We start from the raw sequence: 14,312 nt of genomic DNA, 5'->3' as shown, positions 1-14,312 counted from the left end.
ACCCTCAGGTCAAAAAATGCCAGAGCAGCAGCGTACCCACCAAACCGACGACTGAAACGATGGTCTGCAGCACCGACCACACCCAAATCGTCTGTTTCAACTGCAGGCCAAAGTACTCACGCACCATCCAGAAGCCGGCGTCGTTGACGTGGCAGAAGAACACCGAGCCTGCGCCAATGGCCAGCGCTACCAATGAGCTTTGGGTGGCGGCCAGACCCATCATCATTGGTGCGAGGATACCAGCGGTCGTGGTGGTGGCGACGGTGGCCGAGCCGGTGGCCTGGCGCAGGGCGACGGCGATCAGCCACGCCAGCAGCAAGTACGGCATGTGCGCGCCTTCGGCGACTTTGCTTATGGTTTGACTCACGCCCGCGTCCAGCAGGGTTTGTTTTAGCCCGCCGCCGGCGCCGATGGTCAGTAGCAACACGGCGATGGGGGCGAGGGCTTTGCGCAGGGTGTTGCCGACGTCGCTGCGCGGCATGCCGGCCGCCCAGCCCAGGCAGATCACGGCAGCGATCACGGCCAGGCCGAGGGCAATCAGCGGTTCACCAAGGAATTTCAAAGTCAGTGCCACCGGGCTTTCCGGCGACATGGCGACTTTGGCCAAGGTGCTGCCGAGCATCAAAATCACCGGCAGCAAGATGATCAGCAACGACACCGCAAAACTCGGCTGGCGCGGTGCCTTGGGCGGTGCGCTGAACAGCGCGCCGATGTCGGCCGGTTCATCTACGTGCAGGCGCTTGGACAGCCAGTTGCCGTAGATCGGACCCGCCAGAATCACCGCCGGCACCGCCAGGCAGAAGCCCAGCAACATGGTCAGGCCCAGGTCGGCGTGCAACGCGCCCACCGCAATCAACGGCCCCGGGTGCGGAGGCATCAGGGCGTGCAGCGTGGTCATGCCGGCCAGTGCGGGAATGGCGATTTTCAGCAGCGGTTGGTTCGAGCGCTTGGCCATCACAAAGATGATCGGCACCATCATCACCAGGCCCACTTCGAAGAACAGCGGCAGGCCGATCACCATCGCCACCAGCGCCATCACCCATGGCAAGGACTTGCCTTTGCCCAGCCCGAGCAACGTGGTGGCGATGCGGTCGGCAGCACCGGACTCGGCCATCAGCGCACCGAGCATAGAGCCCAGGGCAATGATGATCCCGGCCTCACCGAGGATCGCCCCCGCGCCTTTGCTGAATGCCTTGGCCACTTCTTCCGGTGGCAGCCCGGCGCCGACGCCGGCGATGAAGGTGCCGATCAGGATCGACAGAAATGGCGGTAATTTGGTCGCGCTGATCAGCACGATGATGCTGGCGATGGCCAGCAGCACGCAAAACATAAGACGGGTGTCGTGAACCATCCACGCGGCAGTCGATAACTCCAAAGCGGGACTCCTTATCGAACAGGTAGGGGAAATTGTTTCTTTTTGTTTCCTGCCCGAAAAGCATACCTGATCCCGCACTGGCCAAGTGCCGGTGTACCGTTTTGGTGCGATCAGCGGTAGTCGTCGCCAACGCCCGCCGCAGAGCCATTGCTGTCGTATTTGTAATCTTCCCTCCACCGCCCTGATAAGTCGCGAACGCTACATTGCCCCCGCTTCGACTTCATGGGCGTGGAACTCTCGTTATGGCAATTTCCGTTAGAAACTTCCTTGTGACGACGCTGTTCTGGGTGACCGCCAGTGCCGTTCAGGCACAAACACTGACCCTCGATACAGCCCTGCAAAACGCATTTGCCAACAACCCCGAGCTGGCCGCAGCCCGCTGGGAAATCGATATCGCTGAGGGCGGTCGCCAGCAGGCCGGTTTGATCCCCAACCCGGTGGTCTCCTGGGATGCCGAAGACACTCGCCGCGATAGCCGCACTACCACGATCAAACTCAGCCAAACGCTCGAACTGGGCGGCAAGCGGGGGGCTCGTGTCGACGTGGCCACACGCGCCCAGGATGCCGCCGCATTGACCCTGGAGCAGCGCCGCAATGGCTTGCGCGCCGACGTAATCGACAGTTATTACGCGGCCCTGCGTGCCCAGGAACGGCTTGATCTGGCACAACGCTCCCTGGCGTTGGCCGAGCGCGGCCTGATCGTTGCCAACGGTCGTGTCAGCGCAGGTAAATCATCACCTGTGGAGGCCACCCGCGCTCAGGTGCAACTCTCGGAAATACGCCTGGAACTGAACCGTGCGCAGATTGGCCTCACCGATGCCTATCGTCGCCTGGCCGCCAGCACCGGCAGCGCCACGCCGGACTTCCAGGCTGTCGCCTCACAACGTGAGTCCACTCCAGTCCTGCCACCGGCGGCGCTACTGTTGGCGCGCCTCGAACAAACTGCCGAGTTGCGCCTGGCTGAACTGCAGGTCTTGCAGAACGATGCCAGCGTAGGCTTGGAAAAAGCCCAGCGCATTCCCGATCTCGATGTGTCCATCGGCAGCCAATACGACGCCAGCGTGCGTGAACGGGTGAACGTGGTGGGCGTGTCGATGCCCATCCCGTTGTTCAACCGCAATCAGGGCAACGTGCTCGCCGCCAGCCGTCGCGCCGACCAGGCGCGCGACCTGCGCAACGCCGCCGAACTGCGTCTGCGCACCGAAACCCGACAAGCACTGGACCTGTGGCAAACCGCCAATACCGAGGTGCGTGCGTTCAACCAGCAGATCCTGCCCGCGGCACAAAACGCAGTCGACAGCGCCACACGTGGCTTTGAAATGGGCAAGTTCAACTTCCTCGATGTGCTCGACGCCCAGCGCACCCTGATCGCGGCCCGCACCCAATACCTCACGGCGACCGCCCAGGCCACCGACGCCTGGGTGCGCATCGAACGGATCTACGGCGACCTCGCCCGGTTTTGATTTCTCCAGGAGTGACCCATGAATAAACCACACGGCGTGGCGCTTGCCATCGCCTTGAGCCTGATGCTGTCTGGCTTTGCAAAGGCTGATGAAGAAGGCGAACTTGAGCTCACCGAACAGCAGATCCAGGCCGCCGGCATTCAGCTGGCCCAGGCCCAACCGCGCGCGCTCAGCACGATGCTGACGCTGCCGGGAGAGGTGCGGTTCGACGAAGACCGCACCTCACACATCGTGCCGCGTGCGGCCGGTGTGGTGGAGTCAGTGAAGGTCAATCTCGGTCAGTCGGTAAAGAAAGGCGAGCTGTTGGCGGTGATCGCCAGCCAGCAGATTTCCGACCAGCGCAGCGAGTTGGCCGCCAGCGAACGCCGGGTCGAACTGGCGCGCACCACCTTCCAGCGTGAGCGTCAGCTGTGGCAGGACAAGATATCCGCCGAGCAGGATTACCTGCTGGCGCGCCAAACCCTGCAAGAAGCCGAAATCGCCTTGAACAACGCGCGCCAGAAGATGAGCGCCCTCAGCGGTAGCGCCGTATTGGTCGGCGGTAATCGCTATGAACTGCGCGCACCGTTCGCCGGTGTCGTGGTGGAAAAACACCTCGGCGTTGGCGAAGTGGTCAGCGAAATCAGCAACGCCTTCACCCTTTCCGACCTGTCCCAGGTGTGGGTCACCTTTGGCGTATTCCCCAAGGACTTGAACAAAGTGCGCGTCGGTAAAGCCGTGAAAGTCACGTCCACCGAAATGGGCACCGACGTGCGTGGCAGCGTGGCCTACGTCGGCAGCCTGCTGGGTGAGCAGACACGTACCGCCACGGTGCGCGTGACGGTGCCCAACCCCGACGACGCCTGGCGCCCCGGCTTGTTTGTCAGCGTGCAATTGGCCACGGACACCTACCAGGCCAAGGTCACCGTGCCCCAGGCCGCGATCCAGACCGTCGAGGACAAACCCTCGGTGTTCGAGCGCACCGAGCACGGTTTTGTCACGCGCCACCTTGAGTTAGGCGTGAGCGAAGACGGCTACGTCGAAGTGCGCCAGGGCCTCGACGCCGGCGCGCAGGTGGCCACGGTTGGCAGTTTCATCCTCAAGTCCGAACTGGGTAAAGGCTCGGCCGAGCACGCCCATTGATCCCGCGAGTGATTCCTCATGTTTGAGCGCCTTATCCAATTCGCCATCGAGCAGCGCATCATCGTGCTGCTGGCGGTGCTGTTGATGGCCGGAGTCGGCATTGCCAGCTATCAAAAGTTGCCCATCGACGCGGTGCCCGACATTACCAATGTGCAGGTACAGATCAACTCGGCGGCGGCGGGGTTTTCGCCGCTGGAAACCGAGCAGCGCATCACCTTTCCCATCGAGACCGCGATGGCCGGGTTACCGGGGTTGCAGCAAACCCGTTCCCTGTCGCGCTCCGGTTTGTCCCAGGTGACGGTGATCTTCAAGGACGGCACCGATTTGTTCTTTGCCCGGCAATTGGTCAACGAGCGCCTGCAAGTGGCCCGCGAACAATTGCCGCCGGGTATCGAAACCGCGATGGGACCGATTTCCACCGGCCTCGGGGAAATCTTCCTGTGGACCGTCGAAGCCGAGGACGGCGCGCTCAAGGAGGATGGCACGCCCTATACGCCGACCGACCTGCGCGTGATCCAGGACTGGATCATCAAGCCGCAACTGCGCAACGTGCCCGGTGTGGCTGAGATCAACACCATCGGTGGCTTCGCCAAGGAATACCAGATTGCCCCCGACCCCAAGCGTTTGGCGGCCTACAAGCTGACCTTGAATGATCTGGTCACGGCGCTTGAGCGCAACAACGCCAACGTCGGTGCCGGGTATATCGAGCGTAGTGGTGAACAGTTGTTGATCCGTGCACCAGGGCAGGTGGCGTCAATCGATGACATCGCCAATATCGTCATCACCTCCTCGGACGGCACGCCGATTCGCGTGCGCAATGTGGCCCAGGTCGAGATCGGTCGTGAACTGCGTACCGGCGCGGCCACCGAGAATGGTCGTGAGGTGGTGCTAGGAACGGTGTTCATGTTGATCGGTGAAAACAGCCGAAGCGTGTCCCAGGCGGTGGCAAAAAAACTTGAAGAGATCAACCGTTCGCTGCCAGAGGGTGTGGTGGCGGTCACGGTTTACGACCGTACCAACCTGGTGGAAAAAGCCATCGCCACGGTGAAGAAAAACCTCTTCGAAGGCGCATTGCTGGTGGTCGCGGTGCTGTTCTTGTTCCTCGGCAATATCCGCGCCGCGTTGATCACGGCAATGGTGATTCCGCTGGCAATGCTGTTCACCTTTACCGGCATGTTCACCAACAAGGTCAGCGCCAACCTGATGAGTCTCGGCGCGCTGGACTTCGGCATTATCGTCGACGGCGCGGTGGTCATCGTCGAGAACGCCATTCGCCGGCTGGCCCATGCGCAACAGCGTCACGGCCGATTATTGACCCGCAGCGAGCGCCTGCACGAAGTGTTTTCGGCGGCCAAGGAAGCGCGGCGCGCGCTGATCTTCGGGCAACTGATCATCATGGTGGTGTACCTGCCGATCTTCGCCCTCACCGGGGTGGCCGGGAAGATGTTCCACCCGATGGCGTTCACCGTGGTGATCGCCTTGCTGGGGGCGATGATCCTGTCGGTGACCTTCGTGCCGGCGGCGATTGCGCTGTTCGTCACTGGCAAGGTCAAGGAAGAAGAAAACCTGGTGATGCGCACCGCCCGTCGTGCTTATGCGCCGGTGCTGGATTGGGTGATGGCACGCCGACCGCTGGTGTTTGGTTTGGCGGTGTTGACCATCGTCGGCTCGGGGGTAGTTGCCAGCCGCATGGGCAGTGAGTTTATCCCCAGCCTCAGTGAAGGCGACTTCGCCCAACAGGCGTTGCGCGTGCCCGGCACCAGCCTGACGCAATCGGTGCAGATGCAGCAGCAGCTGGAAAAAACCTTGATGGCCGAGGTGCCGGAAATCCAGCGGGTGTTCGCGCGTACCGGCACGGCGGAAATTGCGTCCGACCCTATGCCGCCGAATATTTCCGACAGCTACGTGATGCTCAAGCCGAAGGACCAGTGGCCCGATCCGAAAAAGTCCCGTGAGACGTTGATCGCCGATATCCAGCGCGCCAGTGCGATTGTGCCCGGCAGCGCGTATGAACTGTCGCAACCGATCCAGCTGCGCTTCAACGAGTTGATTTCCGGTGTACGCAGCGATGTGGCGGTGAAGGTGTTTGGCGATGACATGGCGGTGCTGAACAAGACAGCGGGAGAGATCGCCGAAACCTTGCAAAAGCTCAACGGCGCTTCGGAAGTGAAGGTGGAGCAAACCTCCGGCCTGCCGGTACTGACGATCAATATCGACCGTGACAAGGCCGCACGGTTTGGCCTGAATGTGGGCGATGTGCAGGACACCATTGCTGTCGCGGTCGGTGGCCGTCAGGCCGGTACGTTGTACGAAGGTGACCGGCGTTTCGACATGGTCGTGCGGTTGTCCGACGCTTTGCGTACCGACATCGACGGGCTGTCACGCCTGTTGATCCCGGTGCCCGGTAATGCGTCCGGCGAGTTGGGCTTTATCGCCTTGTCGCAAGTGGCCAGCCTGGATCTGGTGCTCGGCCCGAACCAGATCAGCCGCGAAAACGGCAAGCGCTTGGTCATCGTCAGCGCCAACGTGCGGGGGCGTGATATCGGCTCGTTCGTGGACGAGGCCGAGGCCGCCATCATCGCACAAGTGAACGTGCCGGCCGGTTACTGGACCACCTGGGGCGGTCAGTTCGAACAGTTGAAGGAAGCCTCCGAGCGCCTGCGCATCGTGGTGCCGGTGGCGTTGCTGCTGGTGTTTGGGCTGTTGTTCATGATGTTCAACAACCTCAAGGATGGGCTGCTGGTGTTCACCGGCATTCCGTTCGCGTTGACCGGTGGGATCATGGCGCTGTGGCTGCGGGATATTCCGCTGTCGATCTCGGCGGGGGTGGGGTTTATTGCGTTGTCCGGCGTAGCGGTTCTCAACGGGCTGGTGATGATTGCGTTTATCCGCAACCTGCGTGAGGAGGGGCGCTCGTTGACGGTGGCCATCAACGAAGGCGCGCTGACCCGGCTGCGTCCGGTGTTGATGACGGCGCTGGTGGCCTCCCTCGGGTTTATCCCCATGGCGCTCGCCACCGGCACCGGCGCCGAAGTGCAACGGCCGCTGGCGACGGTGGTGATCGGTGGGATTATTTCCTCGACGTTGCTGACCTTGCTGGTGCTGCCGGCGCTATACCAATGGGCGCATCGCAAGGAAGAGGAAACACCAACCGAAACAACGTGAACCCACCGGGCAGGCTGCGTACTTCGGCCTGCCCCAGGTGCAGGATCATGATCGAACGCACGATGGCCAGCCCCAGGCCGGTGCCGCCTTCGGTGCGGGCGCGGCTGCTGTCGACACGGTAGAAACGCTCGAACAGGTGCGGCAGGTGGTGCGCTTCGATACCGGCGCCGGGGTTGCTGACCGATATCGAGGCGTTGTTGCCATAAGCTTCCACCAACAGCGAAATATGCGCGCCCTGCGGGCTGTGGCGGATGGCATTGGACAGCAGGTTGGAGAGGGCGCGCTGGATCATCAGGCGGTCACCGCGCACCTGGGCATCGCCGCTGAGGGTCAGGCTCAGTTGTTTGTCCTCGGCGCTCAGGGCGAACAGTTCCATCACCCGCTGCGCTTCATCTGCCAGCGACACAGGCGTGAACGAAGCCCGTGCCGCCGGGTGGCTGACCTGGGCCAGGAACAACATGTCGGAGACGATGCGCGCCAGGCGCTCCAGCTCCTCGGTGTTGGACTCCAGCACAGCCTTGTACTCGTCTGGCGGTCGCTGGCGCGAAAGCGTCACCTGCGCCTTGCCCATCAGGTTGGTCAGGGGCGCGCGCAATTCGTGGGCGAGGTCGTCGGAAAACTGTGAAAGCTGCTGCACCCCCGCGTCCAGGCGCTTGAGCATCACGTTGAAACCCTGCGCCAGTTCGCCCAGCTCAAAGGGCAAGTTATCGACCGCCAAGCGATGGGTCAGGTCCTGGGTGGTGACTTTGGCCGCCACTTGGCTGAACTGCTTCAACGGCGCCAAGCCGCGTTGCACCAGCCACCAGGCGCCCATGCCGATCAGGATCAACAGCATCGGCAAGGCGATCACCGTGGCGCGCAGGTAGGCACTGAGCAAAGCCTGGTCGTCCATGCGGTCGAGGGACAGCAACACGCGCACCCGCTCGCCACTGGCCAGGCGCATCAGGCTGGAGGCGCTGAGCACCTGGTTGCCGAAACTGTCTTCCCAATTGAGGTAACCCAGGGTTTCCCGGTGTGCATAAGTGGTGAGCAACGGCTCTTGCGGTTTAGCGCCAACGCTCAGCAACACCCTGTCATCGGGCGCAGTGGCGACGATGGTCAGGTAGAAGTTGTCGTGGCCCATCACCAGGTCCATCAGCGCATGCGGGCGCGCACGAATGGCGCGGGTGTCGAGGCCTTGCGCCAAGCTGTGCTGGATCTGCTCCATTTTGCTTTCCAGGCCCTTGCGCGCGAGTTTCTCCAGCTCAAAGGTCAGGGCCAGGTAGGCCAGGGTCGCCAGCAACACCACCAGGCCGGCGCCCATCAGGCTGACGGTCAGCCCCAGGCGCATCGACAAGCTGCTGGTCTTCATGGGCGTGCCTCCAGCACATAGCCTACGCCGCGAATGGTGTGGATCAACTTGACCTCGCTCTGGTCATCCACCTTGGCCCGCAGGCGGCTGATGGAGACTTCCACCACATTGGTGTCGCAATCGAAATTCATGTCCCACACCAGGGAGATGATCTGCGTGCGGGTCATCACTTCGCCGGTCTGGCGCATCAACACCTGGAGCAGGGCGAATTCCTTGGTGGTCAGGTCGATCCGCCGGCTGCCGCGATAGGCGCGATGGCGGCGCGGGTCCAGCTCCAGGTCCGAGACACGGAACACATCCGGCTGCGGAATATGTTCACTGCGGCGCAACAGGGTGCGCACCCGAGCCAGCAGTTCAGGAAACTCGAAGGGCTTGACCAGGTAATCATCGGCGCCCATGTCCAGGCCCTTGATCTTGTCGTCCAGGCGGCCACGCGCGGTGAGCATCATCACGCGTTGGGTGCCGGTGCGGCGCAAGTGGTCCAGCACTTCCCAGCCATCCTTGCCGGGCAGGTTGACGTCAAGGATCACCAGTTCGTAGGCGTGCTGCCCTGCCAGGTGCAGGCCGTCGATACCGTTGGCAGCGCAGTCGACCACATAGCCGCTTTCACTGAGGCCTTGTTGCAGGTAGGCCGCAGTTTTTTGCTCGTCCTCGACCACAAGGATACGCATGGAGATTTACCTTTTTCGAAAAGAGAAGGGGGGATCCATTTCCTTATGGAAGGTCTTGCCGGGGGAGTAGGAAAATTCTGAACCGTGAAGTGACTTCAGGGTCAACTGCGACCATCGGTCGCAACTAAACGAGCACAAAAAAACGCCCCAACGGGGCGTTAAAAATTCATCTCTTTCCAAAGGAGCTACACAAAAGCTTCAGAGATGAATGTGCTCGGTGTTGCAAGTTGAAGCCAGTGTACGAAGTTCAACTTAACGAGAAGGTGAGGCGAATATTACAGTTTTGATAACAGGCTATTTGTGAACAGATGTTAGTTAAACGCGACCGAATGTAATGACTCAAAGAACCGCCAGCGGGTATTCGGCAATCAAGCGCACTTCTTCCAGGTCTGACTCAAACGCGCTGGAGCGCACCGTGGCCTGGCGCAAGCGCAGGGACAAATCCTTCAAGTGGCCACTTTGCACCACATATTTGGCCTCGATATCGCGTTCCCAGCGACGTTGATCGGTGAGCGGGTCGCCGGCAGCGTCACGGCGCATGTACACCGCGTTAGCGTTGCTGTAGTCCGCGCCGGTGCCCTTGCCGTAGCGGGTCATGAACGACAGGCCGGGAATGCCGAACGGCTGCATGTCCAGGTCGTAGCGCACCATCCAGGAGCGCTCCTTGGGCGAGTTGAAGTCGCTGTACTGGATTGAGTTGTTGAGGAAGATCGAGTCGGACTGGCGCAGATAGTCGAAATCGTCGTCGCCATTGTTGCGCTGGTGCGACACGGCCACGCTGTGGGCGCCGACCTTCACGCCGAAGCGGGCGCTCCAGATGTTGTTGTCGAACTCACCGAGCAGTTTTTTGCCTTCGTCCACGGCCTTGTAATAGTTGAAATCACCGAACAGCGAGACGTCGTCGTTCAGCGGGTAGCTGGCGGCGCTGCCGAAGTAATACTGATCCCACGCATCCTTCAAACGGCTGCTGTAAAGGCTCACGCTGAGGTGTTTGTTCACTGTGTAGTCGCCGCCGAAATAGCCGATCCAGGGCGAGTCGACCTTGCCGGCGTAAAACGTCGCAAACCCTTTGTTCATGCCGCTTTCGGTGGGCTGGCTCATGCCGCTCAGGCGCCCGCCTTGCAGGCTCAACCCTTCCAGGCTGGTGTTTTGCGCGGTCACACCACGAAAGCTTTCCGGCAACAGGCGCGAGTCACCGTAGGCCACCACAGGCGTCAGTGGGAACACGTCGCCCGCTTTGACGACGGTGTCGAGCACGCGCAGTTTCGCGGCGCCGCCGATTTTGCTGTAGCTGCTCTTGGGGTGGTTGTCGCTGTCCACCGGCAGTACGCCGAACGAACCCTTGCCGCCGCTGCGGCCGGTGCCGGAGTCGAGTTTCAGGCCGTACATGGCAAACGCATCCAGGCCAAAACCGACGGTGCCCTGGGTGAAGCCGGATTCGAACCTGCCGATCAGCCCCTGCGCCCAGGCTTCGGAGTAGCCGTTGCCGGTAGGGCTGGACTGGCCTTTGCGGTCATCGCGGTTGAAATAGAAATTGCGAGCCAGCACGTTCACGCTGCTGCCTTCGATAAACCCTTCGGGCTTGTCTTCCAGCGCGGCAGCGGCCAGTGGCAGTGCGGCAATCAATGAAAAGGGAAGGGTGTAATAAACAGTGTGCATGTTGCGCTCCTCGGTATTGGCAGTGATCAGCTTCTTATGAGGTGGGCGTTCTTATTGATATGGCCCGGGCCGATAGTTGCAAATGGCAGGTAACGCGTTCGTTGCACGAACATTACAATTCTGGAACGTTGTGCCCACCTAACAAATAAGTAATGTTCTGGTGAACATCGCGTCAGGGTTCGCTGGTTACTCTCGGCACTGAACTTTCAGTCGAGGAACCTGTGATGAACTTTTATAAACTTAGCCTGGGTGTATTAACGGCCGTCTTGTCATTCGGTGCATTGGCCGAGGGCGGTGGCGATCGCACGTTTGCGCAGATGATGGAGCGCAATCAGCGAGCGATGGAGGCGTATGCCGAAAAGAACGGGCGGCCTGCGCCGGTGGTCCAGACCTATCGCTACGGCATGAAGCTGGACATTGCCAAGGTGGTCAACGTCACCCCGCCGATTCGCTCGTGCAATCCGGTGCCGTCGCGCATGACGTATGAAGACTCCAACGGCAAGCTCAATACCCTGGAGTATCAAGTGATGGGCGTATGCCGAAACAACGGGGGTTGATGGATCCAAAAAAAGAGTTGGGCGCAGCGCTAAAGTGCTCTTCAGAAAACGCCCGCAGGGCCGATGCAGGTCAGATCACTCTGCCTAATTGACCATCGGTGCCCAATGTTCAACACCCGTTTGAAGCAGGAGCTGTCGGCTCTTCGCGAAGAATTGTCCAGCATGCAACAGGTGAAGGAGAGCCTGGAAAGTGAAATGCTGTGCCTGACGCTGGATGCCGAAGGCCGTGTTGAATGGGCCAACAGCAATTTCCTGCAGGAGTTGGCCTACCAGAGCACTCAACTGCTGGGGCGCCCTATCGAAGACCTGGCGCCGGCTCATGTGCGTAAGGATGAGTTCCAGCAGCGCTTCAAGAACGCCTTGGTGCGCGGTGAACACTTTGCCGGGACCGTGCGCCTGATGCGCGGCAATGGTCAGGAAGCCTGGCTGCGTTCTATCGTGCAGCCGGTGCGCGGTTCCGATGGGCGCATCAAGCAGTTTTCGATTTTCTCCAGCGACCTCACTCGCACGATTGAAGCCTCGCGTGAGCATGAAAACCTGATCACGGCACTGGTGCGCTCCACGGCGGTGATCGAATTTGACCTGGCGGGGCATGTGCTTACCGCCAACGACCGCTTTTTGAGTGGCATGGGTTACAGCCTGGCGCAGATCCAAGGCAAACATCACCGCATGTTCTGTGACCCGCAGGAGTCCAACAGCACCGAGTACCAGGAGTTCTGGAAACGACTGAACAACGGTGAGTTTGTGGCCGCACGCTTCAAGCGTGTTGATAGCCACGGCCGCGTGGTGTGGTTGGAGGCGACGTATAACCCGGTACTGGACGCCACGGATCGCCTGTACAAAGTGGTCAAGTTCGCCACGGTGATCACCGATCAGGTCAACCAGGAGCAAGCCGTCGCCGAAGCGGCGAACATTGCCTACAGCACCTCGCTGCAATCCGATAACTGCGCCCAGCGCGGCACCACTGTGGTGACGCAGGCGGTGGATGTGATGCGCGACCTGGCCAAGCACATGCAACAGGCCGGTGAAGGCATTGAGGCACTGAATGCTCAATCCCAAGTGATCGGCACCATCGTCAAGACCATCAGCGGGATTGCCGAGCAGACCAACTTGCTGGCGCTCAACGCCGCCATCGAGGCTGCGCGTGCCGGTGAGCAGGGCCGTGGTTTTGCGGTGGTGGCCGATGAGGTTCGCCAACTGGCCTCACGGACCAGCAAGGCGACCGAGGAGATTGTTGGCGTGGTGCGTCAGAACCAGGACATGGCGCGCGATGCGGTCACCCTGATGACCGACGGGCGTCTGCAAGCCGAGCAAGGCCTGGCCCTGGCGGCCGAGGCGGGCACGGTCATCGTGGAGATCCAGGACGGCGCGCAAAAAGTCGTCAGCGCTGTCGGTCAGTTCGCCAATCAACTGTCGAGCTGAGCGTAGGGCTCAGGTATCGTAGGTTTTTTCTCGCTTGAAGAGCCGACTGTCCATGAGCCCTACCCACCGTCGCCCCGTTCCGCTGTCCAAGGCCTACCGTTTGCTCAATCACGGCCCGACCGTGCTGGTGAGCGCCGCGCACAATGGCCGGCGCAATATCATGGCCGCTGCCTGGGCTATGCCGCTGGATTTCGAACCGCCGAAAGTCGCGGTGGTGCTGGACAAGGCCACCTGGACCCGCCAACTGCTGGAAGGCGCTGGCACCTTTGTGCTTCAAGTGCCGTGCGTGGCCCAGGCCGACCTGGTGCAAACGGTGGGCAACACCAGCGGCGCCGAGACGGACAAATTCGCCACTTATGGCCTACAGACGTTCAACGGCGAGCACACCGAAGCACCGCTACTGGAAGGTTGCGTCGCTTGGCTGGAGTGCCGTCTACTGCCCGAGCCCCACAACCAGCAGACCTATGACCTGTTCCTCGGCGAAGTGGTCGCGGCCTATGCCGACGAACGCGTGTTCAGCGAGGGCCACTGGCATTTCGAAGGCCACGACCAGTTGCGCACCTTGCATCACATCGCGGGCGGCAACTTCCTGACCATCGGCCAACCGATTACCGGGCGCCAGCTGTAAGCCTTACCAGCGGGCGTTTGCCAGTGCGTCGGCAAACGCCATCAGCTTGGGCGAGTACTGCCGCGACGGCGGATACACTAACAAGATCGTTCGGCTGCGCCCGGCGAAGGCCTCCAGCACCGGCACCAGCCGTCCGGCCTCCAGGTCGTCGCGCACCGCAAAGTCCATCACTTGGGCGATACCAAACCCGCCCACGGCGCCGTCCACTAGCGCGTCGCCGATATCAAAGATCAGCCGCCCTTCGACGCTCACGTCTTGCACCTTGCCTTCCAGCATGAACTGCCAGTCCACCATGCGCCCGCTGCGCAAGTTACGCACGGTGAGGCAGTTGTGGTCCTGAAGGTCATCGACGCTGTGCGGGGTGCCGAAGCGGGCGAGGTAGGCGGGGGCGGCGACGGTGACCCAGCGCAGCGGCGCCAGGGGGCGAGCGATCAGGCGTTGGTCCTGAATCTCGCCGGTGCGCAGCAGGGCGTCGAAGCCCTCGTCGACGATATCTACCAGGCGGTCGGTCATCACCGCTTCAATGCGCAACTCGGGGTAGCGCAATGTCAGCTCGCCGATGACGGGCATCACCACTTTGCGCCCGAACAGCGACGGCGTGCTGATCTTCAACAGGCCGGACGGGGTGCTGCGTCGATCAAGCATGAGCTTTTCGGTTTCGGCCAGTTCCGCCAGCAATGGCGCGCTGCGCTCGTAGAGCATCTGCCCGTCGGGCGTGAGGCTGACGCTGCGGGTATTGCGTTGCAGCAGGCGCACACCCAGTTCGCTTTCCAGGCGGGAAATAGCGCGGGACAGGCCGGATTGGGTCAGCCCTAGGTCACCTGCAGCGCGCGTGAAGCTGCGGGTTTCGGCTACGCGGACGAGCAAACGGACAGCATTCAGATCCATGATTAAAGTCA

General features: G+C 61.4%; 11 protein-coding genes and 1 pseudogene. 7 read left to right on the top strand and 5 right to left on the bottom strand.

Annotated features, from left to right (window positions below):
- Positions 1-4 precede the first annotated feature (4 nt).
- Positions 5-1,375 carry a GntT/GntP/DsdX family permease gene (locus HF257_RS26070; RefSeq protein ID WP_185708231.1) on the bottom strand — a complete coding sequence of 457 codons (1,371 nt, stop codon included), beginning with the start codon at positions 1,373-1,375 and terminating at the stop codon, positions 5-7.
- Between the two features lie 242 nt (positions 1,376-1,617).
- Here HF257_RS26070 and HF257_RS26065 point away from each other — a divergent pair, with 242 nt between their 5' ends.
- The 3 genes from HF257_RS26065 to HF257_RS26055 are packed head-to-tail and all read left to right on the top strand — an operon-like array spanning position 1,618 to position 7,125.
- Complete coding sequence (locus HF257_RS26065) at positions 1,618-2,838, top strand: TolC family protein (protein ID WP_185708232.1); 1,221 nt, start codon at positions 1,618-1,620, stop codon at positions 2,836-2,838.
- 18 nt (positions 2,839-2,856) lie between these two features.
- On the top strand, positions 2,857-3,960 hold the full coding sequence (locus HF257_RS26060) for an efflux RND transporter periplasmic adaptor subunit (RefSeq protein ID WP_185708233.1): 1,104 nt from the start codon (positions 2,857-2,859) through the stop codon (positions 3,958-3,960).
- Positions 3,961-3,978: 18 nt separating this feature from the next.
- Complete coding sequence (locus HF257_RS26055) at positions 3,979-7,125, top strand: CusA/CzcA family heavy metal efflux RND transporter (protein ID WP_185708234.1); 3,147 nt, start codon at positions 3,979-3,981, stop codon at positions 7,123-7,125.
- On the opposite strand, the gene HF257_RS26050 is transcribed toward HF257_RS26055, so the two are convergent.
- From HF257_RS26050 to HF257_RS26040, 3 genes are all read right to left on the bottom strand, one after another.
- A complete protein-coding gene (locus HF257_RS26050; protein ID WP_185708235.1) occupies positions 7,031-8,476 on the bottom strand; it encodes a heavy metal sensor histidine kinase in 1,446 nt (481 codons plus the stop codon). The two genes, HF257_RS26055 and HF257_RS26050, sit on opposite strands and share 95 nt — an antisense overlap.
- Positions 8,473-9,147: a heavy metal response regulator transcription factor gene (locus HF257_RS26045; protein ID WP_185708236.1), complete on the bottom strand. Its 675-nt coding sequence runs from the start codon at positions 9,145-9,147 to the stop codon at positions 8,473-8,475. Before HF257_RS26045 ends, HF257_RS26050 begins: the two co-directional genes overlap by 4 nt.
- Positions 9,148-9,486: 339 nt before the next feature.
- A complete protein-coding gene (locus tag HF257_RS26040; RefSeq protein WP_185708237.1) occupies positions 9,487-10,806 on the bottom strand; it encodes an OprD family porin in 1,320 nt (439 codons plus the stop codon).
- 224 nt (positions 10,807-11,030) lie between these two features.
- Between HF257_RS26040 and HF257_RS26035 the strand changes: the two genes are divergently transcribed.
- The 4 genes and pseudogenes from HF257_RS26035 to HF257_RS26025 all read left to right on the top strand — a co-directional run bounded on the left by HF257_RS26035 (position 11,031) and on the right by HF257_RS26025 (position 13,413).
- Positions 11,031-11,363 carry a DUF2790 domain-containing protein gene (locus tag HF257_RS26035; protein ID WP_185708238.1) on the top strand — a complete coding sequence of 111 codons (333 nt, stop codon included), beginning with the start codon at positions 11,031-11,033 and terminating at the stop codon, positions 11,361-11,363.
- A 63-nt stretch (positions 11,364-11,426) separates the two neighbouring features.
- Positions 11,427-12,245, top strand: a pseudogene (locus HF257_RS33700) (PAS domain-containing protein); the annotation flags it as partial.
- A gap of 108 nt (positions 12,246-12,353) precedes the next feature.
- Positions 12,354-12,785, top strand: a complete 432-nt coding sequence (locus HF257_RS33695) for a methyl-accepting chemotaxis protein (RefSeq protein WP_371920712.1) — start codon at positions 12,354-12,356, stop codon at positions 12,783-12,785.
- 52 nt (positions 12,786-12,837) lie between these two features.
- Positions 12,838-13,413 carry a flavin reductase family protein gene (locus HF257_RS26025; RefSeq protein ID WP_185708240.1) on the top strand — a complete coding sequence of 192 codons (576 nt, stop codon included), beginning with the start codon at positions 12,838-12,840 and terminating at the stop codon, positions 13,411-13,413.
- 3 nt (positions 13,414-13,416) lie between these two features.
- Here the strand turns inward: HF257_RS26025 and HF257_RS26020 are convergent, their stop codons facing one another.
- Complete coding sequence (locus HF257_RS26020) at positions 13,417-14,301, bottom strand: LysR family transcriptional regulator (RefSeq protein ID WP_185708241.1); 885 nt, start codon at positions 14,299-14,301, stop codon at positions 13,417-13,419.
- Between the last annotated feature and the right edge of the window lie 11 nt (positions 14,302-14,312).

Source organism: Pseudomonas cremoris (assembly GCF_014230465.1).
Note: the sequence above shows the minus strand (reverse complement) of the source record. Positions and strands in the feature narration are given on the sequence as shown.

What these genes read in the sequence shown, in the direction of transcription:
- HF257_RS26065 (WP_185708232.1), top strand. Translation starts at nt 1,618, where the DNA reads ATGGCAATTTCCGTTAGAAACTTCCTTGTGACGACGCTGTTCTGGGTG.
- HF257_RS26060 (WP_185708233.1), top strand. Translation starts at nt 2,857, where the DNA reads ATGAATAAACCACACGGCGTGGCGCTTGCCATCGCCTTGAGCCTGATG.
- HF257_RS26055 (WP_185708234.1), top strand. Translation starts at nt 3,979, where the DNA reads ATGTTTGAGCGCCTTATCCAATTCGCCATCGAGCAGCGCATCATCGTG.
- HF257_RS26050 (WP_185708235.1), bottom strand. Translation starts at nt 8,476, where the DNA reads ATGAAGACCAGCAGCTTGTCGATGCGCCTGGGGCTGACCGTCAGCCTG.
- HF257_RS26045 (WP_185708236.1), bottom strand. Translation starts at nt 9,147, where the DNA reads ATGCGTATCCTTGTGGTCGAGGACGAGCAAAAAACTGCGGCCTACCTG.
- HF257_RS26040 (WP_185708237.1), bottom strand. Translation starts at nt 10,806, where the DNA reads ATGCACACTGTTTATTACACCCTTCCCTTTTCATTGATTGCCGCACTG.
- HF257_RS26035 (WP_185708238.1), top strand. Translation starts at nt 11,031, where the DNA reads ATGAACTTTTATAAACTTAGCCTGGGTGTATTAACGGCCGTCTTGTCA.
- HF257_RS33695 (WP_371920712.1), top strand. Translation starts at nt 12,354, where the DNA reads ATGCGCGACCTGGCCAAGCACATGCAACAGGCCGGTGAAGGCATTGAG.
- HF257_RS26025 (WP_185708240.1), top strand. Translation starts at nt 12,838, where the DNA reads ATGAGCCCTACCCACCGTCGCCCCGTTCCGCTGTCCAAGGCCTACCGT.
- HF257_RS26020 (WP_185708241.1), bottom strand. Translation starts at nt 14,301, where the DNA reads ATGGATCTGAATGCTGTCCGTTTGCTCGTCCGCGTAGCCGAAACCCGC.